Annotated in this window: 26 protein-coding genes and 4 tRNA genes; 29 read left to right on the top strand and 1 reads right to left on the bottom strand. The window is 42.8% G+C overall.

The window, feature by feature from the left end; translation table 11 throughout:
* Positions 1–23: 23 nt before the first annotated feature.
* The 14 genes from LZG74_RS23945 to LZG74_RS23880 all read left to right on the top strand — a co-directional run bounded on the left by LZG74_RS23945 (position 24) and on the right by LZG74_RS23880 (position 13,363).
* A complete protein-coding gene (locus LZG74_RS23945; RefSeq protein ID WP_233799010.1) occupies positions 24–554 on the top strand; it encodes a DUF3341 domain-containing protein in 531 nt (176 codons plus the stop codon).
* Entirely contained in the window at positions 554–1,177 is a 624-nt protein-coding gene (locus tag LZG74_RS23940) for a cytochrome c (protein WP_026631757.1), read from the top strand. Before LZG74_RS23945 ends, LZG74_RS23940 begins: the two co-directional genes overlap by 1 nt.
* Before the next feature lie 33 nt (positions 1,178–1,210).
* Positions 1,211–2,563, top strand: coding sequence for a quinol:cytochrome C oxidoreductase (locus LZG74_RS23935; protein WP_233799009.1), 1,353 nt, complete (start codon positions 1,211–1,213; stop codon positions 2,561–2,563).
* A 22-nt stretch (positions 2,564–2,585) separates the two neighbouring features.
* Positions 2,586–3,692: a cytochrome c oxidase subunit II gene (locus LZG74_RS23930; RefSeq protein ID WP_233799008.1), complete on the top strand. Its 1,107-nt coding sequence runs from the start codon at positions 2,586–2,588 to the stop codon at positions 3,690–3,692.
* Between the two features lie 28 nt (positions 3,693–3,720).
* On the top strand, positions 3,721–5,601 hold the full coding sequence (locus LZG74_RS23925) for a cbb3-type cytochrome c oxidase subunit I (protein ID WP_233799007.1): 1,881 nt from the start codon (positions 3,721–3,723) through the stop codon (positions 5,599–5,601).
* Entirely contained in the window at positions 5,579–6,604 is a 1,026-nt protein-coding gene (locus LZG74_RS23920; RefSeq protein WP_233799006.1) for a heme A synthase, read from the top strand. The genes LZG74_RS23925 and LZG74_RS23920 overlap by 23 nt, the downstream gene beginning before the upstream one ends.
* Positions 6,605–6,622: 18 nt before the next feature.
* Positions 6,623–7,516: a heme o synthase gene (gene cyoE / locus LZG74_RS23915; RefSeq protein ID WP_233799005.1), complete on the top strand. Its 894-nt coding sequence runs from the start codon at positions 6,623–6,625 to the stop codon at positions 7,514–7,516.
* A 19-nt stretch (positions 7,517–7,535) separates the two neighbouring features.
* Entirely contained in the window at positions 7,536–8,123 is a 588-nt protein-coding gene (locus LZG74_RS23910; RefSeq protein ID WP_233799004.1) for a cytochrome c oxidase subunit 3, read from the top strand.
* A 10-nt stretch (positions 8,124–8,133) separates the two neighbouring features.
* A complete protein-coding gene (locus tag LZG74_RS23905) occupies positions 8,134–8,904 on the top strand; it encodes a cytochrome c oxidase subunit 3 (protein ID WP_233799003.1) in 771 nt (256 codons plus the stop codon).
* A gap of 29 nt (positions 8,905–8,933) precedes the next feature.
* The gene (locus LZG74_RS23900) at positions 8,934–9,263 is read left to right on the top strand and encodes a cytochrome C oxidase subunit IV family protein (protein ID WP_026631765.1); all 330 of its coding nucleotides are present in this window, start codon (positions 8,934–8,936) and stop codon (positions 9,261–9,263) included.
* A 9-nt stretch (positions 9,264–9,272) separates the two neighbouring features.
* Entirely contained in the window at positions 9,273–9,896 is a 624-nt protein-coding gene (locus LZG74_RS23895) for a hypothetical protein (protein WP_233799002.1), read from the top strand.
* A gap of 2 nt (positions 9,897–9,898) precedes the next feature.
* Entirely contained in the window at positions 9,899–10,438 is a 540-nt protein-coding gene (locus tag LZG74_RS23890) for a DUF420 domain-containing protein (RefSeq protein ID WP_233799001.1), read from the top strand.
* Positions 10,435–10,716, top strand: a complete 282-nt coding sequence (locus tag LZG74_RS23885; protein ID WP_233799000.1) for a hypothetical protein — start codon at positions 10,435–10,437, stop codon at positions 10,714–10,716. The genes LZG74_RS23890 and LZG74_RS23885 overlap by 4 nt, the downstream gene beginning before the upstream one ends.
* 130 nt (positions 10,717–10,846) lie before the next feature.
* A complete protein-coding gene (locus LZG74_RS23880) occupies positions 10,847–13,363 on the top strand; it encodes a glycosyl hydrolase (protein WP_233798999.1) in 2,517 nt (838 codons plus the stop codon).
* 2 nt (positions 13,364–13,365) lie between these two features.
* Here the strand turns inward: LZG74_RS23880 and murI are convergent, their stop codons facing one another.
* Entirely contained in the window at positions 13,366–14,175 is an 810-nt protein-coding gene (gene murI, locus LZG74_RS23875; RefSeq protein WP_026631770.1) for a glutamate racemase, read from the bottom strand.
* Positions 14,176–14,336: 161 nt separating this feature from the next.
* Here murI and LZG74_RS23870 point away from each other — a divergent pair, with 161 nt between their 5' ends.
* The 15 genes from LZG74_RS23870 to rpoB all read left to right on the top strand — a co-directional run bounded on the left by LZG74_RS23870 (position 14,337) and on the right by rpoB (position 26,194).
* On the top strand, positions 14,337–14,927 hold the full coding sequence (locus LZG74_RS23870; RefSeq protein ID WP_233798998.1) for an RNA polymerase sigma factor: 591 nt from the start codon (positions 14,337–14,339) through the stop codon (positions 14,925–14,927).
* Complete coding sequence (locus LZG74_RS23865; RefSeq protein ID WP_233798997.1) at positions 14,908–15,723, top strand: hypothetical protein; 816 nt, start codon at positions 14,908–14,910, stop codon at positions 15,721–15,723. Before LZG74_RS23870 ends, LZG74_RS23865 begins: the two co-directional genes overlap by 20 nt.
* Before the next feature lie 10 nt (positions 15,724–15,733).
* Entirely contained in the window at positions 15,734–16,837 is a 1,104-nt protein-coding gene (locus LZG74_RS23860; protein ID WP_233798996.1) for an outer membrane beta-barrel protein, read from the top strand.
* A 168-nt stretch (positions 16,838–17,005) separates the two neighbouring features.
* Positions 17,006–17,088 (top strand) — tRNA-Tyr (locus LZG74_RS23855).
* Positions 17,089–17,147: 59 nt separating this feature from the next.
* A tRNA-Gly gene (locus LZG74_RS23850) sits at positions 17,148–17,220 on the top strand.
* A 121-nt stretch (positions 17,221–17,341) separates the two neighbouring features.
* Positions 17,342–17,413, top strand: a tRNA-Thr gene (locus LZG74_RS23845).
* 164 nt (positions 17,414–17,577) lie between these two features.
* Positions 17,578–18,765 (top strand): elongation factor Tu, encoded by a 1,188-nt coding sequence (gene tuf / locus LZG74_RS23840; protein WP_026631774.1) that lies wholly within the window; start codon positions 17,578–17,580, stop codon positions 18,763–18,765.
* Positions 18,766–18,868: 103 nt separating this feature from the next.
* A tRNA-Trp gene (locus tag LZG74_RS23835) sits at positions 18,869–18,939 on the top strand.
* A 16-nt stretch (positions 18,940–18,955) separates the two neighbouring features.
* Positions 18,956–19,147, top strand: coding sequence for a preprotein translocase subunit SecE (gene secE / locus LZG74_RS23830; protein ID WP_026631775.1), 192 nt, complete (start codon positions 18,956–18,958; stop codon positions 19,145–19,147).
* Between the two features lie 36 nt (positions 19,148–19,183).
* Positions 19,184–19,738 carry a transcription termination/antitermination protein NusG gene (nusG, locus tag LZG74_RS23825; protein ID WP_026631776.1) on the top strand — a complete coding sequence of 185 codons (555 nt, stop codon included), beginning with the start codon at positions 19,184–19,186 and terminating at the stop codon, positions 19,736–19,738.
* A gap of 77 nt (positions 19,739–19,815) precedes the next feature.
* Positions 19,816–20,265 (top strand): 50S ribosomal protein L11, encoded by a 450-nt coding sequence (rplK, locus tag LZG74_RS23820; RefSeq protein WP_026631777.1) that lies wholly within the window; start codon positions 19,816–19,818, stop codon positions 20,263–20,265.
* A gap of 37 nt (positions 20,266–20,302) precedes the next feature.
* Positions 20,303–21,001, top strand: coding sequence for a 50S ribosomal protein L1 (gene rplA / locus LZG74_RS23815; RefSeq protein WP_233798995.1), 699 nt, complete (start codon positions 20,303–20,305; stop codon positions 20,999–21,001).
* Between the two features lies 1 nt (position 21,002).
* Positions 21,003–21,533: a 50S ribosomal protein L10 gene (rplJ, locus tag LZG74_RS23810; protein ID WP_026631779.1), complete on the top strand. Its 531-nt coding sequence runs from the start codon at positions 21,003–21,005 to the stop codon at positions 21,531–21,533.
* Positions 21,534–21,618: 85 nt separating this feature from the next.
* The gene (gene rplL, locus LZG74_RS23805) at positions 21,619–22,005 is read left to right on the top strand and encodes a 50S ribosomal protein L7/L12 (RefSeq protein ID WP_026631780.1); all 387 of its coding nucleotides are present in this window, start codon (positions 21,619–21,621) and stop codon (positions 22,003–22,005) included.
* A 322-nt stretch (positions 22,006–22,327) separates the two neighbouring features.
* Positions 22,328–26,194: a DNA-directed RNA polymerase subunit beta gene (rpoB, locus tag LZG74_RS23800; RefSeq protein WP_233798994.1), complete on the top strand. Its 3,867-nt coding sequence runs from the start codon at positions 22,328–22,330 to the stop codon at positions 26,192–26,194.
* The last annotated feature ends 47 nt before the right edge of the window (positions 26,195–26,241 follow it).

The following is a 26,241-nucleotide window of genomic DNA, read 5'->3' as shown; positions in this document are numbered from 1 at the left end:
GGTATTTTAATATAAGTATTGATATGGCAGAATTATCTGGTAAATATTTGGTCGGAGTTTACGACGATGACGATACTGTTCTTCATGCAGTGCCAAAGCTCAGAAAAGCAGGAGTAAAAATAAAAGAAGTGTATTCTCCATTTCCGATTCACGGATTGGACGAAGCATTGGGGCACCCAAGAACAAGGATCGGGATTGCCGCATTCATGTTTGGTGTAACAGGGTGCTGCGTTGCATTGACGCTAATGATCTGGACGATGGGAATTGATTGGCCGATGATTGTCGGTGGTAAGGATCCTATTTCAATTCCTAACTACATTCCGATCACATTTGAGCTTACTGTTTTATTCACAGCTTTTGGAATGGTTACAACATTCTTTATTTCAAATGGCCTGGGACCCGGTACGCATTTTCATCCAAGATTTGATTTGCGCTCAACAGATAACAAGTTTGTAATGGCGATTGATCTGGGAAGAAATTCAATGTCAGAGGATGAAATTTCAAGAGCATTGAGAGACAGCGGAGCAGAAGAAGTCAACATTAAGCAATTTTAATGGAGTTTGAGAAAATGAAATTTAAAAATTTATATAAATATCTGTTAGTTGCTGCTGTAATCCTTACTGCTGCGGCTGGTTGCACAAGGGATCCTAATGATCCTGGTAAAGAGTATGCACCAAACATGTATCTGCCTGTTGGTTATGAACCTTACAAACAGGAAAAGGCCAATCCGATCAACCCTATGGGCTTGACAATGAGATTGCCTGTTGCAGGAACAGTGGCAAGACGTAATTATCAGACCTCCTTCGGTGAAGCGGATTCTGTAAGTACAGATTTGATGGTTTACAACATTCCTGCTGACAGCATTTCCATTTCGGAGCGTGTGTTGAAAAACCCTATTCCATTAAACGAAAATACTTTGGCAGAAGGCAAAGTACTTTACGACAGATATTGCCAGCATTGCCATGGCGCAACAGGAGCCGGAGACGGAAAAGTTGCAGCGATGTATAAAGGGGTTCCCAACTATGCAAGCGACGCCTACAAAAATCTAAATGAAGGTCACATTTTCCACGTCATTACACATGGAAAAGCACGTATGTGGCCACATGGATCTCAGATCAATCCTGAGGAGCGTTGGAAGATTGTACATTATGTACAAAAATTGCAGAAGGGAGCTTAATTAGTTTTTGATAACAGAGAAATAAAATAAATAATGGCATCAGCACATTCGATTCCTTCTATTGAAGAACGGTTTGAATTTACTTCGGGGGCTAAAAGAAATTTAATTATTGGCGGTGGCATCGGCATTGCGCTAGTTGCATTAGGTGCTTTCCTGGCAGCTAATGGTGGCGGACACGAGGCTGCAGCACATGGTGCAGAGGCAGCTGCCGCAGTTGGACATGGGGCAGCAGAACATGGTGCTGCCGGAAACGAAGCTGCTGCTGCGACAGGACATCACGAGGCTGGCTTGATGACTCGCATCTGGGCTAACCTCTGGGTTAATGGTGTTTACTTCACTGGTATGGCCGTTGTGGGAATGTTCTTCATTTCTTACAATTATCTGGCGCAAGCGGGATGGTCTGCAGTATTCAAAAGAGTTCCTGAGGCGTTGCCAGCGTTTTTGCCATTTACGGGGATTGTAATGTTGTTAACGTTTATCTTCGGAGGTCACGATTTGTTTCACTGGACTCATGAAGGGCTTTACGAAGTAGGCGGCCCTGAATATGACCCGATTATCGCCGGGAAAAGAGGCTTTTTGAATACACCATTCTTTGTTTTCAGACTTGTATTTTATTTCGCAGTATGGTATTGGTTGTGGCGTGTGATCCGTAATTTATCTTTGAAAGAAGATGAAATAGGCGGAACTGAATTTTATGAAAAATCGATCCGTTTCGGAACTGCGTTTCTTGTCGTGTTTGGTGTTACTTCTTCAACTTCTGCATGGGACTTTGTTATGTCGATTGACACGCACTGGTTCAGCACAATGTTTGGATGGTATACGCTTGCTAGCTGGCACGTAGCTGGCCTTGCAGTAATCACTTTGGTTATTGTAATGCTGAGAGAGCGTGGATATTTGAGAGCAGTAAATTCAAGTCACCTTAGGGATTTAGGGAAGTTTGTATTTGCATTCAGTATCTTCTGGACGTATGTGTGGTTTGCTCAATTCCTTTTGATATACTACGCCAACTTACCGGAAGAAACGATTTACTTTTTGGAGCGTTTCAGAGGTCACGGTGGGTTTTTCAAGGCGCCATTCTTTATCACATTGTTCCTGAATTTCTTCTTCCCATTCCTTGTTTTAATGACGCGTGATGCGAAGTATACACATTCAATTCTCAAAGTGGCTTGCTGGAGTGTGATTATTGGTCATTATATGGATTTTTATACCAATATAATGCCGGGTACGCTTGGAGCAAGTGCAGGTTTCGGTCCGTTGGAATGGGGTTTCTTCCTTATTTTTATATGTGCGTTTGGTTATTCAATTGCAAGTCAGTTAGAAAAGGCGAATTTGATACCAAGGAATCATCCAATGTTGGAGGAATCATTGCATCACGATATAGCCTAATTGCAAAACCCAGTTTATTATCATGAATATTATTATCGCATTAGTTGCTCTTGTTTTTCTGGTTCTCACAGGTGTTGTGATATCCAGGCTTCAGAATGTTCTTCAGAATGTAAATAAAACCGATTCGCCTGATGCGGAGCCGTCGGGTAATAAATGGAATGGTGCCATGTTTATCGTAATCCTTATTGTAGGAGCGATTGCGATCACTTGGTCTTATCTTCACGCCCGTGAGTTCTTTTTGCCTGAGGCATCCTCGATTCACGGAAGAAGAACCGACGACCTCTTTTGGTTTTCAATGGGTATTTTGACGATTCCTTTCATCATCGTTAACTTCCTGATCTTCTTTTTTGCATGGAAATATCAGCATAAGAAAAACCACCGTGCATCATTTTATCCTGATAACCACAGGCTTGAACTTATCTGGACGATCGTTCCGGCTATTGTAATGGCGCTTTTGGTATTTACAGGTTGGAAAGCATGGTCGGATATAACATCTGACGCACCGAGAGATGCGGAAGTGATTGAGATCACAGGCAAGCAATTCAACTGGATTGCGCGCTATGCAGGGATGAGCGATAATAAATTGGGAGACTATAACTATAAATTGATCGATTCTCAAAATGAGGTTGGTATAGATCTTTCCGATGAAAATTCTTTTGACGATTTTACTAATCCAAGTGAAATGCACATTCCTGTAAATCGTCCAGTGTTGCTTAAAATACGCGCCAGGGATGTTTTGCACAGTGTATTTATCCCTCACATGCGTGTGAAAATGGATGCTGTTCCAGGTATGCCGACTAAATTCTGGTTCGTGGCGGACAAAACAACAGCCGATATGCGCGCTGAGACAGGTAATGCTAATTTTGATTACGAAATTGCATGTACTGAGGTTTGCGGTCAAGGACACTTTTCAATGAAAATGCGATTGATAGTTGAAGACGAAGCGTCTTATAAGAAATGGTGTGCTGAGCAAGCTACTTTCCTTCAAACTTACCCTGAATATCTTGCGAAAGTGCCAGAGAATTTGAAAGCGAAGGCGATGAAATATGTGCCAGCCGAAGCGGCAACTCCTGCTGATAGTTCAGCAACTTCCACAGGAGGAGCAGGAACAAGTACAAGTCTACGCTAATTTGTTAATTTAAATACATTAAAAGTATATGTCAGCTATTGAAGGATTGGAAACAGCTCATCACCACGAAACTGAGCATGAACACCACCATGAAGCACAAAACTTTTGGCAGAAATATATATTTTGTGAAGACCACAAAGTTATAGCGAAGCAATATTTGATCACCGGGATTTTGTGGGCGGTGATAGGGATTTCCATGTCAGTGGTTTTCCGTATTCAATTGGGTTTGCCGGACTCTAATCTTTCTTGGCTAAAACCTGTCTTGGGCGGATGGATCAGTGATGCTGGTAAATTGGATCCTAATTTCTACCTCGCCTTAGTCACAATGCACGGAACCATCATGGTATTCTTTGTATTGACTGCCGGTCTGAGCGGAACATTCAGTAACTTCTTGATTCCTTTGCAGATCGGCGCACGCGATATGGCGTCTGGTTTCATGAACATGTTGTCTTACTGGTTTTTCTTCCTGGCCAGCGTTATCATGTTTGCGTCACTGTTCTTGCAAGCAGGACCAGCAGCAGGTGGTTGGGTAATTTATCCACCATTGAGCGCACTGCCTCAGGCACACCCAGGCTCAGGAATGGGTATGACGCTTTGGTTAGCTAGTATGGCATTTTTTATTGTATCTCAGCTTTTGGGCGGGATCAACTACATTACTACAGTTATCAACTTGCGTACAAGAGGAATGTCGTTCGACCGTCTTCCGCTAACGATCTGGTCCTTCCTTATCACAGCGGTTTTGGGTCTGATTTCTTTCCCTGTTCTTTTGTCATCTGTATTGCTTTTGATCTTCGACCGTCACTTCGGTACAAGCTTTTATCTTTCAGATATCTATATCAATGGTGAAGCGCTTCCTAATGTAGGTGGTAGCCCGATCTTGTTCCAGCATTTGTTCTGGTTCCTGGGCCACCCCGAGGTTTACATTGTACTATTGCCAGGACTTGGTATCACCTCCGAAGTTATTGCAACCAACGCACGTAAGCCTATCTTCGGTTACCGTGCTATGATTGCATCCATGTTGGGTATTGCATTCCTTGCATTTATCGTATGGGCTCACCATATGTTTGTAACAGGTATGAATCCATTCCTTGGATCCGTATTTATGTTCCTTACATTGATCATTGCGGTTCCATCTGCTGTGAAAGGCTTTAACTACATTACCACACTGTGGAAAGGAAACATTGTTTTCACACCTGGAATGTTGTTCTCGATCGGTCTTGTTTCGTTGTTCGTATCTGGTGGTTTGACGGGGATTATCCTTGGAAACAGTGCGCTTGACATTCAACTTCATGATACTTACTTTGTTGTAGCCCACTTCCACCTTGTAATGGGAGCTGCATCTGCCTTCGGACTTTTCGCAGGGGTTTATCACTGGTTCCCTAAAATGTTTGGCAGAATGATGAATACGACTTTGGGTCAGATTCACTTCTGGTTGACATTCATTGGTATTTATCTTGTATTTATTCCAATGCACTATGTGGGTATCGCAGGTTTCCCACGCAGATACTACCAGTTCACCAGCTACGACTTTACGCATAAGTTTATGGACATGAATATGTTCATATCTATCGCGGCGATCTTGTCATTCCTTGCGCAGTTCATTTTCCTTTGGAACTTCTTTTACAGCATTTTCAAAGGTAAGAGAGCCCCACAGAATCCATGGAGATCCAACACATTGGAATGGACTACACCAATTAATCCTGGTCACGGAAACTGGGTTGGAGAGATCCCAGCAGTTTACCGCTGGTCTTACGATTACAGCAAGCCGGGCGCTAAGGAAGATTTCATTCCGCAAAACGTACCATATTCTCAAACACTGGAATCCAACTTCCCGCATGAGAATGAACTGATAGCCACAGAAAAGGCGATTGAGTCACAAAATTATAATGATCAGTTCAACGCACATTGATATCAAGGCCAACCGACGATTCCGTCGGTTGGCCTTGAATACTGTCATTGTACTCTATTTTCTTATTATAGCGGGTGGGGTAGTGAGGAGCACGGGCGCTGGAATGGGTTGTCCGGATTGGCCGCGTTGCTTCGGACGATGGGTTCCGCCGACTGAAATTTCGCAATTGCCGGCCAACTACAAGGAAATTTACGGCGCTAAGCTAAAAGGAGAGATTGAATTTAATCCGGTTAAGACTTGGATTGAATACGTAAACAGACTTCTGGGCGCTTTCACAGGGGTAATGATCTTCCTGACATTATTAGCCTCCATACCTTTCCTTAAATCTGGAAACAAGCGAATCTTCTATTACAGTTTGTCAGCGTTCATTCTGGTAGGATTTCAGGGGTGGCTGGGTGCCAAAGTTGTGTCCTTTGAATTGTTGCCGGTGGTTGTAACGCTACATATGCTGTTAGCCATTGTGATCGTTTTTCTGCTTTTGTTTCTCTACACCTGGTCGGCTTATGCTGGGAACATTTTACAGTTGAAAGAGTCAAGCAAGAAGGCAATCGGTGGGATTGGCGTAGTAGTGATCACATTGTCGTTGATTCAGATTTTGCTTGGAACTCAGGTTAGGGAGGCAATTGACGAGGTGGTTCACAGGTTAGGTTATCAGGCGAGAAGTCAATGGATTGATGAGTTGGGGTTGAATTTTTATATACACCGGTCCTTTTCAATTATTCTTTTTGTTGTAAACCTTTATTGGATCAATAAAATTTTTAAGGCAGAAGGCAGGTATTCGATAGCAGGGAGGATTGCAATTGCTTGCTTTTGTATATTGATGGTCGAAATTGCCACAGGGATTTTGATGGCTTATTTCGGAGTACCAGCATTTGCCCAGCCATTGCACCTTACATTTGCAATACTATTGATCGGCCTTCAATTTGTGATTTGGCTTGTCGTAAATGGAAATAAGTATTTAAAGTATTCGTCAGATATCCGTCTGGATAAGAGTACGATTTAGAAACAAATAGTTGTAGTAATGATATCAGCTGAGGGAAGCTTAGGAGGCGTAGGGAAGTTAAGAGAGCGGATAGGCGTTTTATTTGAGTTGCTAAAATTCAGGCTGGCTTCGCTGATTGCATTTTCTGGTGCTATGGGTTACTGCCTGGGTGCGAAGGAAGTTGAAACAGGAAAGTTGGTGCTTTTCATCATGGCATCAATCGGAATCACCGGAGCAGCAAACATTATCAATCAGATTCTTGAAAAGGACTTTGATAAATTAATGAAACGGACTGCCAACCGACCGTTGCCTAGTGGGCGCATTACGGTAGATCAGGCAATCATCTGGGCGGTTTTTCTGGGAGTTGCTTCCCTGGCGATTTTCGTGCTGGTGTTTAATCTTAGCACAGGTTTGATTTCGCTTTTGTCGCTGGTGCTGTATGGTTTTGTTTACACACCACTAAAAAGGGTTGGTCCGATAGCAGTTTTTGTCGGAGCTTTTCCAGGGGCATTTCCTCCGATGATCGGCTGGGTAGCAGCGACAAATCATTTCGGCTTAGAACCAGGAATTTTGTTCGCGATTCAGTTCTTCTGGCAATTTCCGCACTTTTGGGCGATTGCCTGGGTGCTTGATGAGGACTATAAAAGAGCAGGGTTCAAATTGCTTCCTGCCAACGGACTGAAGGACGTCAATACGACATTGCAAATAATGATTTACACGGTGTTCCTGTTGCCGATTGGGTGGCTGCCTTACGAATTGGGTATGACCGGGATCAATTCGGCTTTTGTTGCAACCGTGTTCGGCGTTTTGTTCCTGGCTCAGACGTTCCATTTGATGCGCACTTGCACGGATAAAACGGCAAGGCAATTGATGTTCGGATCGTTTATATATTTGCCAATTGTGCAAATCGCGTTTTTGTTGGATAAATTGTGAAAATGAAAAATCAGTGAAAATGGAAAGTGTTCAGCAGTATAAAGTAGATAGAGAACCGCAGGAAACATTGGCAATGGACCCAATGAAATTCATTCTGTGGCTGTTTTTGGTTAGTATTATCATGTTATTTGCTTCTCAATCAAGTGCTTATTTGGTGAGAAGAGCCGAGGGGAACTGGTTGGAATTCTCAATGCCAACAATTTTCTGGTATAGCACAGGCGTTCTTTTAATGAGCAGCGCAGCTATGCAATGGGCGTTTTATTCGGCAAAAAAAGATCAGTTCAAACAATTGAAAATAGCAATTTCTATTACTTTTGTACTCGGTCTGGCGTTCCTTTGGATGCAATTTGAAGGATGGAAACAGCTGGTTGCCATGAATGTTTATTTCGTTGGAAACCCGTCTGGTTCGTTTTTTTATGTGTTCACAGGATTACACGGTTTTCACATCATCAGCGGATTAATCGTGTTGCTTTATTCTTTGACGGCGGCGTTCAAGTTGAAAGTGCACGCTAAGAATTTGAGACGCATTCAGATCTGTGCCAGTTACTGGCATTTTCTAGATTTACTTTGGTTATACCTTTTTGTTTTTTTATTGACTTTTAATTAATACTTTTTCAATGGCTGCAAATGTAACAACACCTGGCGCGGTAGAACCCAAAATGTGGATGGGGGGAATTGAGCCTATGAGAGCTAGTTATGGTAAACTGATGATGTGGTTTTTCCTTATCTCGGATACCTTTACTTTCTCAGCCCTGCTCGTTGCCTACGGTACAGCAAGGTTCGCCTTTCCGGCATTTTCCGGAAACGTGGATGACTTTACATTTTCAAACATGTATTGGCCGATTCCAGAAAAGGTGTACGAGGCGGTGCCTTTCCTTCACGGAATTTCTCTTCCCCTGGTCTTTGTGGGGATCATGACATTCATCCTGATCGCGAGTAGCGTGACGATGGTTCTTGCAGTAGAAGCAGGTCACCGTATGGACCGTGCCAATGTTGAAAAATATATGCTTTGGACAATCCTTGGCGGATTTACTTTCCTGGGCTGCCAGGCTTGGGAATGGGCTCACTTTATCCATGGAACGGATACAGGAAGTGTAATGAAAGTTATTGAAAACGGAGTTTGGGTCGATAAGACAATTTTTGGGGCAAACCTTACGGAAAACCAGTATGGTCCTCCTGCATTTGCTGACTTCTTTTTCTTTATCACGGGTTTCCACGGAACGCACGTATTTAGTGGTGTGATCCTGAACATTCTGATCTTCTTCCGTACTGCCACAGGTTTTTATGATAAGAGAGGAAGTTACGAAATGGTCGAGAAAGTTGGACTTTACTGGCACTTTGTAGACTTAGTGTGGGTATTCGTATTTACATTCTTTTATCTGGTTTAAATCATCCAATAATACTAATTCCTAATCAAATGTCGGAAGTACACCATATTCATAACCAGGATCCAAACGCAGGTGCTGAGCAACGTAAAGCAATCTGGAAAACCTTTTGGATTCTCCTTATCCTGACTGCCGTAGAATTCCTTATCGCATTCACGGTTCCTCACGGAATATTAAAGGTCACCATTTTCATTGTGATGACGATTGTTAAAGCGTTCTATATCGTGGGTGAATTCATGCACTTAAAGCATGAAACGAAGTCACTGATCTGGTCGATTCTGGTTCCCGTTATCTTCGTAGCCTGGTTAATTTTGGCGCTTATGTTGGAAGGTAATGCGATTTTTGAAGCCATATTCGATTAAATAATACGCATGAAGAATTTTCCCAAGGCCGGATTACTGATCGTAACATTAGTAATACCGGCTTTGATTTTTGTACTACTCAGACTTTTCGCAACCAATCATTACGATCTTCCCTATTTCAATCCGGAGATTGGTAACGATGGAAAGGTGTTGATAGCAAATGGAGATACTGTTTTTCGCAAGCAGTCAGTGGTGCAACTGTCATCGGGGAGTTATGATATTGCAAATCAAATTACGGTAATCAGTTTTTTACCAAAAAATTGCGCGGATAGTTGCAAGCTTGGGCTGTCAAACCTGAAAAGGATCTTTGATATGCGCAGCGAGACCAATAACCTCACTATTAAGACGCTTACCGAAGATAGTTTAGCCACTTCCTCAACCTATCCGATTGAGTTGGGTAAGGAGGGATGGGAAACTTGGAAAGCTTCAGTAATGGACGCCGAACGTTTGTTGGCGTTGCCATCTTCGCAAGATACCTCTGAACTTTATCCGATCGAAAGCAGGTTAATGTTGATAGATAGCAGAGGCTACACCAGAGGTTACTACAATGGGATGGATCCCGAGGAGATTGATCGCCTGATGGCGGAAATAAAGATTTTAAATTACGAGAATAAAGCAAGTGCTGATAAATAGTTATGGCTTCATTGGTATTAGAAAAGAAATCCAAATACGAACGCATTATCAACATTCTCGCCATTGTGATCCCGATTGCGGTTGCGGCGTTGTTAGGCATTCGGCAGAAAGTTGAGTTAGGAGCGTGGACGAAGGTTCTGCCTCATGTTATCGGGGTAATCAACACGCTGACGGCGGTGTTTTTGATTGCAGGGTTTTATTTTGTCAAAAACAATAACATTAGTGCGCACCGCAAGGCGATGACAGGTGCATTTTTGTTGGGAGCTGTATTTTTGGTTTGTTATATTTTATATCACATTTCGAATCAATCCACGCCTTTTGGTGGCGAAGGCGTTGTGCGGCCGATCTATTACTTTTTATTGATTTCACACATTACATTGTCTATTGTAGTCGTTTGGTTTGTGTTGCGTGCGGTGTATTTTGGTTATACTAATCAAATTATTGAACACAGAAAGGCTGTGAAATGGGCTTTTCCTATCTGGCTTTACGTGAGTATCAGTGGCGTTGTGGTTTACCTGATGATTAGTCCTTATTATGTATGAAAAAGTTTAAGATCATATTCGGTTTTGTAATGCTGTTTGTGCTCTCAGGCGTCGATACCTGGGCGCAATGTGCGATGTGCCGCGGTTCTGTGGAAAGTTCTATGGGAAATGGCAGGAACAATGTAGGTGTCGGGCTTAACACCGGCATTATGTTTCTATTCGTGATGCCTTACTTATTGGTTGGGGTAATTGGCTACCTATGGTATCGGAATAGCAAAAAGAATTTACAGGAACGCCAGTTCATCGCTTCCCGTGTGAAGCAGGCTTATCAAGGCTAGGATTTAGGACAATGATATGACAAGCGAGGCAAACTGCTTCGCTTTTTTTATGTCCAATCTGAATGCATAAAAAATGTTATCAAAGGGCGTAGAAAAGCGTTTCAGTGTCTTTAATGAGAAAACTGGGATTATGCGACTGTTAATTTTACTCATATTGCTTCTGAATAGTGCCTTAGCAAATGCACAAACAATTTCAACTTCAAAACCCTGGACTTTCTGGTGGTGGATGGGCAGTGCGGTGAATGAGAAGGACATTACGGCTCAATTGGAGTACTTTCAAAAATCAGGAGTTGGTGGCGTACACATTATCCCGATTTATCAGGTTAAGGGTTACGAATCACAATCCGTTCCGTTTTTGACGCCCAAATGGTTGGATCTGATGCAGTATACAGTGCGCGAAGGCAAGCGGCTGGGACTAGGTGTCGATATGACGACAGGAACCGGCTGGCCATTTGGCGGTCCCAATGTTTCGCCAGAGCTTGGGGCGAAGCAAATGCTGGTTAAAAATGGAGCTATCGCCATTGAACCCACAAAACAAAAAGTAAAACGTGCGGCGCCAGGTGGAGAAGGATTGGTCCTCGATCCGTTTCATGCCACCGCAATGCTACGCTATCTTACGAGGTTCGATTCTGCGTTTACTAATAGAAAAGATTTGCCGCGTTCCATGTACAATGATTCCTATGAGGCATATGGAGCTAACTGGACTGACGATTTTTTGCAGGAATTTAAAAAAAGACGCGGTTATGAACTGGGTGAAAATCTGGCCTTACTGACTGATTCAACTGGAAAGGCAGGCTCAGATCTTGTCCGGATCGATTACCATCAAACATTATCGGAGTTATTGAGAGAGCGCTATGCCAAGCCCTGGACCGATTGGAGCACAAACCACGGTTTTCTGACCAGATATCAGGCGCACGGTTCGCCCGGAAACCTGCTCGACTTGTACGACACGGCCGACATTCCGGAAACTGAATCTTTTGGAACCAGCCGTTTTTCAATTCCCGGATTACGCATTGATCCTGACTATTCCATCGACCAGTTTGGGACACCTGATCCATTGGCAATGAAATTTGCCTCATCGGCAGCACATTTTTCTGGCAAGAAGCTTGTCAGTTCCGAAACCGGAACATGGCTTGCCAATCATTTCAAAGTTTCGCTGTCGCAGGTCAAGCCGCAAATTGATGAGCTTTTTGCCGCCGGCATTAATCACATCTTTTATCATGGGAGCACTTATTCACCTGCTCAGGAGCCATTTCCAGGCTGGTTATTTTACGCTTCCACGAACTTTGGATCGACCTCACATTTCGCTGAACACTTTTCCCTGCTAAATAAATACGTACAGCGCTGCCAGGAGCTGCTTCAAAACACTAAATCGGACAACGATGTGCTGGCCTATTTTCCGATACATGACCTTTGGGCAACCAAAGCGAAGTCGTCCGGCAATGTGCATTTACTGGAAGTGCATCACGTGGATCGATGGCTGCTGGACCTGCCTTTTGGTAAGCTTGCACAGCAACTTTGGAAAAAGGGTTTTGGATTTGACTACGTTTCGGATTTGCAATTGAGCCGTTTAAAGCTGGATAGTAATGGTAATCTCACCAGCGGAAACGCAGTTTATAAATCCATAATAATACCCTCAAGCACCTATATGCCCGGGGAAACATTAAAAGAATTACAACGACTCGCCGGGAACGGAGCAAAGATTATATTCCAAAACCACATGCCGGAAAAAGCAACCGGTTACGCTGTCGAGACTGAAAGGCAAAACAGCTTTGAGAATGAGTTAGTAATGCTGAAAAAAGAAAAGAATGTCCGCATTTCGAATGATATTGAAAAAGAATTAGTGGCAAGCGGAGCACTTCGGGAATCGTTCGCAGATAATGGGTTGACATTTATCCGTAAAAAAACACAAGACAACAAACGACTTTACTTTGTCAGTAACTTGGCTGATCAGTTTAAGGAAGGTTGGATTAAGGTTAGCAATGTCGGCGGGCTTGAAAAATTTGATGCACTGGATGAAAATGCTACCTGGAAGCCAGTTCCGCGAAATGGAGATGCTATTTATTTAAAGCTTTTGCCAGGACAATCATGTTTTTTACGAGAAACAACAAAAAATACAGGCACAGAGAAAGCGAACATTGCCGATAAGCAATTTGAAATAAAAGGTAATTGGAATCTGAAATTTCTAAAAGGCCGGCCTTCAATTCCAGTCACCGCCAATCTGAACGAACTCAAAACCTGGACAGGCCTGCCTGATTCCGCAGTTTTCTTCTCAGGGACAGCGAGATACGAAATTCACTTCGATTGCCCTGACAATCTGATGAAGACTGACCCTAAAATCCTGGACCTTGGTGATGTGCGAGAAGTGGCCACGGTAAAACTGAACGGTAAGCCCATAGGAACAGCTTGGAGCATTCCTTTCCAATTGGGTTTTACAGATAAGCTTAAATCAAAGGATAACGTCCTTGAAATTGAGGTTACCAATCTTTCAGGCAACTATATGTGCCTGAGGGACACGCAAAAGCCCGATTGGAAAAAATTTCATGACATTAACATTGTCGATATCACTTATAAAAAGTTTGACGCGACAAAATGGGAGCCAATGCCATCAGGTTTGCTGGGACCAGTGAAAATCCTTTTCCACTAATACTACTCCCAAAGCGGGTAATGTTCAAGCTGGATTTGCCTGCCAAAGAATATATTTGTCGATTGTTCAAAGGACAGCGTGTAGTCGGACACGTAAAATGCGCGCTTGCCTTCTCCCTTTTCATTGACCAGATAATGTTGTTCGAGCCAGGATTTTAATGAAAAAGCCACGATCTCGGATGTGTCGAGGATTTCTACATTGCTTTTATAAAATTCGCCGATCTGGTTTTTGATCAGCGGATAATGCGTGCAGCCAAGAATCAATGCTTCAATATCTGTCAGCGAAGGATCAGACAAATAGCTGGTTATAATACTTTCACTAATGTTGTTGTCAAAAAAACCTTCTTCAATCATGGGCGCCAGCAAAGGAGTGGCCAGTGATTTTAACTGAATATTTTTACCTAAAGCATCCACTTTCTTTTTGTACACATTCGAAAGGACCGTTTGCTTCGTTCCGATAAGGCCGATCGTCTTGCCGTCATAATGTTCCTTAATGTAATCCACCACCGGATCAATTACATTTAAAACCTTCGCCTTACTACCCACGTATTCCCGCACCAGCTCATAAGCCGCCGCAGAAGCCGAGTTACAGGCAATGAGGATAAGCTTGCAATTTTGCTGCAGAAGCATGTTGCAAATTTTGATAGAATAAGCTTGAATTGCCGCCTGAGACTTATCGCCGTAGGGAAGGTGCGCCGTGTCGCCAAAATAAATTGTATTCTCTTGCGGCAGAAGCCTGGTAACTGCACTGGCAACGGTCATCCCGCCAATGCCACTATCAAAAATCCCAATTGGCGCCGAAGAATCAAACATAATGGATGGGGGTAAATCTTTTAGTTAAGCGATATTTGATCCAAAACTAAAGGAACGGTTCGAATAACTTTTTAAAAATTAAATCAATTCGTAAATTTTTTAAAATCTGATGCAACCTACCGTTCAGGAAAGAGCATCTTGCTGTTGAAACCACCAAATGAATGGGTCGAATTTTATCACTTGTCAGTAACGAGGCACAACTCATCAAAGCGCTTAGGAAGGAAGATCCGAAGGCTCAGCGACAGTTGTACGATAAATACAGCGCTCGCATGCTGGCTTTATGTTTTCGTTATATCTGTGATGACATGGCGGCTGAGGATGTGATGGTTGAAGGTTTTGTAAGAGTGTTTGCCAAAATAGAGCAGTTCAGCGAAGAAGGCAGTTTTGAAGGCTGGATCCGTCGCATTATGGTAAATGAGGCGCTGGGTTATTTAAGAAAACAAAAACGTATCCTCGAAGACACGCTGTCAGACGAGGCCAATAACATTCCGGATTATGCACACGCTGATCAAAATCTGGAAACACAGGAGTTGTTGCAATTGATTGAGTCGCTTCCAACAGGATATAGGACGGTTTTCAATTTATATGCCATTGAAGGTTATCCGCACATTGAAATTGCGCAAATGCTTGGCATAACGGAAAGCACATCCAAGTCGCAGTTGCACCGGGCAAGGGCAATGCTGCAAAAAATGGTGGCGGATTGGGAAAATGATTTTAAAAAAAAAGTAGAATATGAAAAAGCATCCGGTTGATGATCTTTTCAAGCGCAGGCTTTTGGAGTTGGAAAAAAAGCCATCTGCCGCTGCCTGGGAAAAAATTCAGATAAGCACTAAAAAAGAGCGCAGGCTTGCGGGTTGGGTCTGGTATGCCGCAGCGAGCGTTGTCATCACGCTTGTAGCAGGTTATATCGTTTGGAATAGTGAGCGCTCCAATATTGAAACGATTGGTAAGGAGAAGAAAATCGCAGTTATTTCTAAACAAACGGAAATAGCAAAGGAAAGGGAAATCGTTCAGGAACATCAAGTTGAAAAGATTCCGGTTCCTGCTAAGGAGATTCAAGTTTCTTCTGAGGACATTGCGTTAAATGAAGAAAAAAAGCAATTGCAGAATCCGGATAATGCAAAGCCGAATGCGAAGGAACCGATTTCTGTTGATAAGCCCATTCAGAACATTGAACCTCAAAACCTGGCAGTAAATGATGTTGAATTAGAGAAAGAGCCTGTTGCTAAGTTGCCAGCGATCGAGAAAAGTGCCCCGATAGCAGAAGATGTTTTGGCGGCCAAGATCACGCCGACGCCTGTTGAACAGACCAGGATTGTTGTAGTCGCCGTGCAGACCAGTGATCAGGATGAGGATAGACCCAAGTCTTCTAAATTTTCAAAAGTATTTCGTCAGCTAAAAAATGCGAGAGCGGGCGAGCGTGTGGATTGGGAAGAAATAGGTTTTAATCCAAAAAACCTCGTTGCGAAAGTAGACGACCGTTTGCGCAACGGAGAAGAGAAAGTGTCGGAAAAGTATCATAACCTCAAAGACAAAACAAAACTTTAAAATCACAGCCATGAAACTGAAATTATATATTGCCGGCCTATTCCTTGTTTTTGGAATGAATGTGCATGCAGGTGGTCTGAAACCTGCACAACAAAATACCCCACAGGAGAAAGATTCAATTATCGTGACCTTTGGCGACAGGACAAGACTCATTATCTATGGAGAAGACCGCAAGGAACTCGAAAAGATCATGAAGTATGATCTGAACACATTGTTGAAGGACTTGAAAATCAGGCTTGACAGCACCGATGCAGACACCACTTATTTGCGGGAGGAGATTAATGGCAGCAAATACTTGAAAGATAAATCGAATGACGAGGATTATGTAAGAATTGGCCTGCGGGGAATCCACATTAAAAACGGGGATACAGAAGTTAAAATTAATGCAAAGGGAGTCGAGGTGGAGGACGAGGATGATGACAACGGTAAATCAGATTCAAATTACAGGCGCACGGGCAAGCGTTTCTATCGATCGGGCGGTGGTTCCAGTCCACGAAAAGGGTTTAATATCGCATTAGGCCTCAATACTTACGGCACAAATGAAACGACGCCAGGCTTCTCCAAGGACGACTACGACCTTAAACCATTTGGGTCCCGATATATCAGCTTAGGCTACATTGCGAGTACAACCATTGCAAAAGGTAAAAATGCGCGCCTTCACCTTGATTTTGGGGTTGATTTCTCCTGGTACAATTTGATGTTTGATGGGAATAATACGGTTGCGAAAGATTCGCTTCAAATTAGTTTCCCGCTCGTTACCAATGAAAACGGCGAAGAGATTGAGATGAAAAAGAGCAAGCTCACTGTTCCTTACGTAAACATTTCATTCATGCCGACACTTAGTTTTTCCCGATCATTCATCTCATACATTAGTGCAGGCGTTTATGGAGGCTACCGACTGGGCAGCTATACCAAGTTAAGACGTGAGGGAAGCAAGGATGTAGACCATGTCAGAAAAAACTTTTACATTGAAGATCTGAGATATGGCCTGTCCGCAGAGCTAGGAATCAGAAATTTCCCCGATTTCTTTGTCAACTATGATTTCAATAATCTATATCAGGATGGCAAAGGGCCGTCTGTAAGGATGCTTAGTTTTGGGGTAAGGTTATTTTAAAAGAGTTCAAATGTGCGTAATAGCGGTTTAAAACAATGTATTTTGTTTGAGCCGCTATTTTTCTTTATTTTTTTTTCAAAAGAATTTGAGAATTTAAGAAAAGGGCTTAATTTTGCGACTCCAAAAAGTGAGACAAGCGGTTTTCACGGTTGTGTTGAAATGTTGATTGGGGGTGTACCAGAGCGGCCAAATGGGGCAGACTGTAAATCTGCTGGTGTATGCCTACGGTGGTTCGAATCCATCCGCCCCCACAGTTAATGCCAAAATAAGCTTTTGAAATCACCAGTTTCAGGAGAAGGCAAAAACAAATGCGGAAGTAGCTCAGCTGGTAGAGCGATAGCCTTCCAAGCTATAGGTCGCGAGTTCGAACCTCGTCTTCCGCTCATTTAAAACACCATCGAAGCGATTAGCGAAAACATTCATTAGATACTTTTTCGCTAATCGCTTTTTGGTTGTAATAGCCCAGAATTGCTTAACGTAGCATTTCAAATGTATTGAAATTTTGCTTTTGTAGCTCAGGGGTAGAGCACTTCCTTGGTAAGGAAGAGGTCAGGGGTTCAAATCCCCTCAAAAGCTCGGAAGATGAGAAGTTGAGAGAGATCCCCTCAAAAGCTCGGAAAAGATTTTGATCCTTGTATTTAGTTAAATTGATTTTGGGGTGCTTGGCTAGTGTAAGCTAAACAGGATCAATCATTAGTGTTTAATAAATTGTAACTTTTAATTTTAAGCGTACTTAAGTCATGGCAAAAGAGACGTTTGACCGCTCGAAACCCCACGTAAATATTGGTACTATCGGGCACGTTGACCACGGTAAAACTACCCTTACTGCTGCTATCACAACTGTGTTGGCGAAAAAGGGTTTAGCAGTACTTCGCGATTTCTCATCAATTGATAATGCTCCTGAAGAGAAAGAGCGTGGTATCACGATTAACACATCCCACGTTGAGTATTCGACAGCAAACCGTCACTATGCTCACGTTGACTGTCCAGGTCACGCGGATTATGTAAAGAACATGGTAACTGGTGCTGCACAGATGGACGGCGCTATCATCGTAGTTGCTGCTACTGATGGACCAATGCCACAAACTCGTGAGCACATTCTTTTGGCTCGCCAGGTTGGTGTTCCTCAGCTTGTTGTGTTCATGAACAAAGTGGATATGGTTGATGATCCAGAACTTCTTGAACTTGTTGAAATGGAAATCCGTGAGCTTTTGAGCTTCTACGATTACGATGGAGACAACATTCCTGTAATCCAAGGTTCTGCTTTGGGTGGTTTGAATGGCGAGGAAAAATGGGTTAAAACGATCGAAGAATTGATGGACGCTGTTGACAGCTACATTCCAATTCCTCCACGTATGACTGATCTTCCTTTCCTTATGCCTGTTGAAGACGTATTCTCGATCACTGGTCGTGGTACTGTTGCAACTGGTCGTATCGAAAGAGGAGTAATTAACTCTGGTGAAGCAGTTGATATCCTTGGTATGGGTGCAGAAGGTCTTAAATCAGTAGTAACTGGTGTTGAGATGTTCCGTAAGATCCTTGACCGCGGAGAAGCTGGTGATAACGTAGGTCTTTTGCTTCGTGGTATCAACAAAGAAGATATCCGTCGCGGAATGGTAATCTGCAAGCCAGGTTCAGTTAAGCCTCACGCTGCATTCAAAGGCGAGGTTTATGTACTTTCGAAAGAAGAAGGTGGACGTCACACTCCATTCTTTAACAAATACCGTCCTCAGTTTTACTTCCGTACCACGGACGTAACAGGTGAAATTTCTCTGCCAGCTGGTGTAGAAATGGTTATGCCTGGTGATAACATCACAATTGATGTGAAATTGATCAACAAGATCGCTATGGAAAAAGGTCTTCGTTTCGCGATTCGCGAAGGTGGACGTACCGTAGGTGCTGGTCAGGTAACTGAAATTCTTGACTAATCAAGATTAGCATATTAAAACAAGTGCATTTCTTATGAGATGCACTTGTTTTTTATAATTAAATCGTATCTTTGCAGCCCGAAAGTACCGGGTCGTTAGATAAACGGGTGTAGTTCAAGGGTAGAATAGCGGTCTCCAAAACCGTTGATGGGAGTTCGAATCTCTCCACCCGTGCATATTAAAAGGAAAAATGGAAAAATTTACTTCTTTTTTAAAAGCTTCCTGGGAAGAAATCACCCAGCACGTAACATGGCCTCCTTTTAACGAGCTTCAGGCTAATACGACACTAGTGCTTGTCGGTTCCCTCATTTTTGCCTTCGTTGTAGGCATTATGGACTTTGTCTTTGAGAACGCACTGAATCTGTTTTATCAGTCTTTCTAAGGCTATTTTTATTATAGTGGCAACCCCCGGAATGGTATGAGTAGTCTAAATTGGTTTGTATTGAGAGCGGTGTCTGGACAAGAGAAAAAAATTAAGTCCTACATTGAAAATGAAATCGCTCGGCAGAAACTGGATGAATTCGTTCCGCAGATCCTGATACCTTCTGAGAAGATATATGAAATGCGTAACGGTAAGAAACGGGTTAGAGAAAAAAACTTCTTTCCTGGTTACATTATCATTTCAGCGGATTTGTCAAAAGGAGAGGTTTTGCACATTATAACCAGTATTCCTGGTGTCATAGGCTTTCTTGGAAGTGCAGAAGGTAACTCAAAAGTTCCGGTGCCGCTTCGTCAATCTGAGATCAACAGGATTTTAGGTAAAGTAGACGAAGCTGAGCAGCACGAAGAAGCACCAAGCATGTCATTTATCAGAGGGGAAACTGTCAAAGTTGTAGACGGTCCTTTCAGCGGATTCATCGGCGTGGTTGAAGAAGTATTCGACGAGAAGAAAAAACTCAATGTAGTTGTAAAAATATTCGGGCGTAATACACCCGTGGAACTCAGTTACGCACAAGTAGAAAAGGATAGTTGAAAGAGTAACGGGCAGGGTAAGCTTCCACTTGCATGTTAAGCCGTTAAACAATCAATGAACCGACAAATTACAAAACAATGGCAAAAGAAATAGGTGGATACGTCAAACTACAGGTAAAAGGTGGCCAAGCCAACCCTTCACCTCCAATCGGTCCTGCACTAGGATCGAAAGGTTTGAATATCATGGAGTTTTGCAAGCAATTCAATGGCCGTACCCAGGATAAAATGGGTGTGGTATTGCCGGTAGTTATTACATACTATAAGGATAAGTCTTTTGACTTCGTCATTAAGACCCCCCCGGCCGCGATTCTGCTTCTGGAAGCATCAAAAGTAAAGACAGGTTCGGCTCAGCCAAACCGTTTGAAAGTAGGTTCGGTATCATGGGATCAGGTTCGTACGATCGCTGAAACTAAAATGCCAGACTTAAATTGCTTTACAATTGATTCTGCTATGAAAATGATTGCGGGAACGGCTCGTAGTATGGGTATTACTGTAGCAGGCAAGGCCCCGTGGGAAGAAAACAACTGAGCGTAAAAATATTTATACGCTGAAAGAAACAAAGAACATGGGAAAATTAACCAAAAAGCAAAAAGAAGCTCTTTCGAAATTCGACGCGAATCAAGTTTACTCTCTTGAGCAAGCAGCGGACGTCCTTAAGACGATTTCTTATACCAAATTTGATTCTTCCGTGGATATCGACGTTCGTTTGGGCGTAGATCCTCGTAAAGCTGATCAAATGGTACGTGGCGTGGTAACATTGCCACACGGAACCGGAAAGGAAGTTCGTGTATTGGTTTTGTGTACTCCAGATAAGGAGGCAGAAGCGAAAGAAGCAGGAGCAGATTTTGTTGGTCTTGATGAATATATCCAAAAGATAGAACAAGGCTGGACAGACATCGACGTAATTATCACAATGCCGAGTGTAATGGCAAAAGTGGGACGGTTAGGTAAGGTTTTAGGTCCTCGCGGATTGATGCCAAACCCTAAATCAGGAACGGTAACACCGGACGTAGCGAAAGCTGTGAAGGAAGTAAAAGCAGGTAAGATTGATTTCAAAGTTGACAAAACAGGAATCATTCACGCAAGTGTTGGCAAAGTTTCTTTTGGAAACGAGCAGCTTGTACAAAATGCTACAGAAGTTATCAATACTCTGGTTCGCCTTAAACCATCTTCGGCAAAAGGAACTTACGTAAAAAGCATTCACTTGTCAAGTACGATGAGCCCGGGTGTTACTATTGATAAAAACACGATTCCAGGATTATAATATGACACGGGAAGAGAAAGCAGTAATTATAGACGAGTTAAGTCAAAAATTCGCTAGCACCCCATACTTCTATATCACTAGCGCAAACGGAATGTCTGTCGGTGAAACAAACCAGCTAAGAGGCCTTTGCTTCGAACGCGGTGTGGAGTATCGTGTTGTTAAGAATACATTGATTAAGAAAGCACTAGAAACATTAGATACGGATTATTCCTCTTTTGACGAAGTTTTGAAAGGATTTTCCGGAGTTATGTTTCACCCGGAGTCAGGTAAGGTTCCTGCACAATTGATTAAAGAATTCAAGAAGAAATCAGGTACTGACAAGCTTAAATTCAAAGGAGCTTCTGTTGATTCATCTGTTTTCGTTGGTGAAAGCCAGCTTGACGTTCTGATCGCTCTGAAATCAAAACAAGAAATGATTGGAGAGATTATCGGATTGTTGCAATCGCCTGCTAAGAATGTTATCGGCGCCCTACAAAGCGGCGGAAACAAATTGGCTGGTATTTTGAAGACCTTGTCTGAGAAAGAAGACTAATATTAATAGCCAGGCTGAGCTCTCCGGGAAAAAAAATGGAGCTTTTAAAATCATCTTATTGTATAATCAAAAAATCTAAATAAAAATGGCAGATTTGAAAGCTTTCGCAGAACAGCTTGTTAACCTTACGGTTAAAGAAGTGAACGAATTGGCTACAATTCTTAAAGACGAGTACGGTATTGAGCCTGCAGCGGCTGGTGCGGTAATGGTAGCAGGTCCTGCTGCTGGTGGTGGTTCTGATGCTCCTGCAGCAGAAGAGAAAACATCTTTTGATGTAATCTTGAAAGCAGCTGGCGCAAGCAAACTTGCTGTTGTGAAATTGGTTAAAGACCTTACTGGTCTTGGCTTGAAAGAAGCAAAAGAACTAGTTGACGGTGCTCCTAAGCCTGTTAAAGAAGGAGTTGCAAAAGACGAAGCAGAAGCTTTGAAAAAACAACTTGAAGAAGCAGGTGCAGAAGTTGAAGTGAAGTAATTTGCTTTATACCAAAAGCCTATAATTCTAAGGAATGAGGCCTGATTAACGTCAGGTCTTTTTCCTATTTATGTATATACCAAACGAAAAACTGGTTTTTTACGTTTGTACTTAGATAGCCCATCATTTATTCCGGGTTTTATCATTCTTCTTTTCAAATAATTTGCGCGAAACACTTCTTTACTCGTAGGAAAGGAGAATAGGGGCAGTTATTTATCTCTACGAGGCAATAGATTAGGTTTAAAACTAATTATTACGATTGCGGCGCGTAAAGGTTACTCCGGCGCATTAGTTTTTCTACTAACCAAAATCAAACATAGCCTTGGCTACAATTAAAGCAACAACACCTAGAAAAAACTTTTCAAGGATCAATCAGATTATCGATTATCCGGATTTGCTAGGAATCCAGGTTCAGTCGTTCCGCGATTTCTTCAGTCTTGATACATCGGTTGAAGATCGTTCGGGAGAAGGATTGTACAAAGTTTTCGCTGAAAACTTTCCTATTGCTGATTCACGCGACAATTTCGTGCTGGAGTTCATTGATTATCTTCTTGAACCACCAAAATATTCTGTTGATGAATCCATTGATCGCGGACTGACTTATGCAGTGCCGTTGAAAGCAAAATTACGTTTGATATGTAATGATGCTGATCATGAAGAATTTGAAACCATTGAGCAGGAAGTTTTCTTAGGAAACATTCCTTACATGACCGAGAGAGGTTCTTTCGTAATCAATGGTGCTGAGCGTGTTATCGTTTCACAACTTCACCGCTCACCTGGTGTGTTCTTCTCCATGAGCAAGCACACCAACGGTTCTAAATTGTACTCTGCGCGGATTATTCCTTTCAAGGGATCTTGGATTGAATTCTCGACAGATGTTAACAATGTGATGTACGCGTACATCGACCGTAAGAAAAAATTCCCGGTTACAACATTGCTTCGCGCCATCGGTTTCGGATCTGATAAAGATATCCTTGACCTGTTTGGATTGTCAGAAGAAATTAGTGCAACACCAACAAACTTGAAAAAAGCTGTTGGCCGTCGCTTGGCTGCAAGGGTTTTGAGAACCTGGACAGAAGATTTCGTTGATGAAGATACTGGCGAGGTTGTTTCCATTCAACGTAACGAAGTGTTACTTGAACGCGATTCGACTATTTCTGCTGAGGACATCGAAGTAATCGTGGAATCAGGGCAGAAATCTGTCATCCTGCACAAAGAAGATATGAATGTTGCGGATTATAACATTATCTATAATACGCTTCAAAAAGATAGCTCGAACTCTGACAAAGAGGCAGTTGAGCAAATTTACCGCCAATTGCGTAATGCAGAAGCACCGGACGAACAAACTGCTCGCGATGTAATCCAGAGCTTGTTCTTCAGTGACAAACGTTACGACCTTGGTGATGTTGGCCGTTACAGGATCAACAAAAAATTAGGTTCTGACACAAGTTTGGACGTTCGCGTTCTTACAACAGGCGATATCGTTTCCATCGTGAAGTATCTGATCGGTTTGATCAATGCAAAAGCGGTTGTCGATGATATTGACCACTTGTCAAATCGTCGAGTGCGTACAGTAGGCGAGCAGCTTTATGCTCAGTTTGGTGTAGGTCTTGCTCGTATGGCGCGTACCATTAAGGAGCGTATGAACGTGCGTGATAATGAAGATTTTAAGCCTGTTGATTTGATCAATGCACGGACTTTGTCTTCTGTTATCAACTCTTTCTTTGGTACAAACCAGTTGTCACAGTTCATGGATCAAACCAATCCATTGGCTGAGATTACGCACAAGCGTAGAATGTCGGCACTTGGACCTGGTGGTCTTTCTCGCGAAAGAGCCGGTTTCGAGGTTCGTGACGTTCACTACACGCACTACGGTCGTCTTTGTACAATTGAAACTCCGGAAGGACCAAACATTGGTTTGATTTCATCCCTTTGCGTATTTGCAAAAGTGAATGGAATGGGCTTTATCGAAACACCATATCGTGTAATCGATGGTGCTGGTAAGCTAACCGATGAGCTTATATATATGACTGCCGAGGAAGAAGATTCCAAATACATTGCACAAGCAAATGCTTCCGTGGATGATAAAGGAAACTTTACGGTAGAAAAAATCAAAACGCGTTTCGAAGGTGATTTCCCGATGGTTGATCCTTCACAAGCATCGTTCATGGACGTTGCTGCGAACCAGATTGTTTCGGTTGCCGCTTCTCTTATTCCTTTCTTGGAACATGATGATGCTAACCGTGCCTTGATGGGATCTAACATGCAGCGCCAGGGTGTTCCATTGTTGCGCCCGCAAGCGCCAATCGTTGGAACTGGCCTTGAAAAGCGTGTTGCGATGGATTCAAGAGCATTGGTTGTTGCAGAAGGTGACGGTGTGATTGAATTTGTTGATGCGAAGAAAATCGTTGTTAAATACGACAGAACAGATGACGAACGCCTTGTAAGCTTTATTGAAGACAGCGTTTCTTACGATCTTGTTAAATTCCGTCGTACCAACCAGGACACTTGCCTTAACCTTCAACCAATGGTTCTTAAGGGCCAAAAGGTGAAAAAAGGTGAAGCACTTTGCCAGGGATATGGTACAGAGGGTGGTGAACTTGCATTGGGCCGTAACCTTTTGGTTGCGTTCATGCCTTGGCAAGGATACAACTTTGAGGATGCGATTGTAATCTCTGAGAAAGTGGTTCGTGAAGATATCTTCACTTCTATTCACATTGAAGAATTTGAATTGGAAGTGCGTGATACAAAACGTGGAGAAGAAGAGCTTACCGCTGAAATTCCAAACGTAAGTGAGGAAACAGTTAAAAATCTTGACGAAAATGGTATCGTTCAGGTTGGTACGGAAGTAAAAGAAGGAGACATTTTAATTGGCAAGATTACTCCAAAAGGAGAATCAGATCCAACTCCGGAAGAAAAACTGCTTCGTGCGATCTTTGGTGATAAAGCCGGTGATGTGAAGGATGCTTCGAAAAAAGCGCCACCATCAATGAAAGGTGTGGTTATTGACACGAAACTTTTCTCTCGCCCAACCAAAGAAGAGCGTGCGAAACACAAAGATGAACTTCGCTTATTGATGAAAAAATACGGACGTGAGCTTACGGCGCTTCGTGGACGTATCATTGAGAAACTCGTTGCATTGGTTGACGGTAAAACTAGCCAGGGTGTTAAACACAAGTTTGGTGATGAATTGGTAAGCAAAGGAATGAAGTTCAATGTGAGAAATATCTCTGAAAACTTGTTCCCAGCAAATAACCCTTACCGCGATGAATCTCAATATGCAGTTGCCGAAGAAGTTAACTTGATCGGTGATGTATTGACGGATTCCTGGACTGAGGATTCTGAAACCAACTTGCAAGTTTCATTGGTTTTGAAAAATTACCTGAACGCCCGCAGTGAATTGATGGGCCGTTTCAAACGCGATCGTTTCGCTCTTGAAGTAGGTGATGAGCTTCCAGCTGGAATCGTGAAATTGGCGAAAGTATACATTGCCAAGAAACGTAAGTTGAAAGTTGGGGATAAAATGGCAGGCCGCCACGGTAACAAAGGGGTTGTTGCCCGTATCGTTCGTGATGAAGATATGCCATTCCTTGAAGATGGAACTCCAATGGATATCGTGCTGAACCCACTTGGGGTGCCTTCACGTATGAATATTGGTCAGATATATGAAACCATTCTTGCATGGGCAGGTCTGAAACTGGGTCGTCGCTATGCTACTCCGATCTTCGATGGAGCTACGGAAGCGGAAGTTGCGGCTGAGTTGAAAGAAGCTGGTTTGCCAGACTGGGGACGTACATTCCTGTACAATGGTTTGAGCGGAGAGCGTTTTGATCAGCAGATTACAGTTGGTTTAATGTACATGATGAAACTGGGTCACTTGGTTGACGATAAGATGCATGCGCGTTCTATCGGGCCATACTCGCTCATAACACAGCAACCATTGGGTGGTAAAGCACAATTCGGAGGTCAGCGTTTTGGAGAAATGGAAGTTTGGGCGCTTGAAGCGTTTGGAGCATCTCACATTCTTCAAGAAATCCTGACTGTTAAATCCGATGACGTGGTTGGCCGCGCCAAAGCATACGAAGCAATCGTGAAAGGTGAAAACCTTCCGAAACCAAATATTCCGGAGTCATTCAACGTACTTGTTCACGAGCTTCGTGGATTAGCATTGGAGATTACGCTGGACTAATATTTAGTCGTTGGCGCGGGAAACCGCGCCATTAATGAAATCAATTG

It is taken from the genome of Dyadobacter sp. CY327, from assembly GCF_021390415.1.
Classification (GTDB): Bacteria; Bacteroidota; Bacteroidia; order Cytophagales; family Spirosomataceae; genus Dyadobacter; species Dyadobacter chenhuakuii.
Note: the sequence above shows the minus strand (reverse complement) of the source record. Positions and strands in the feature narration are given on the sequence as shown.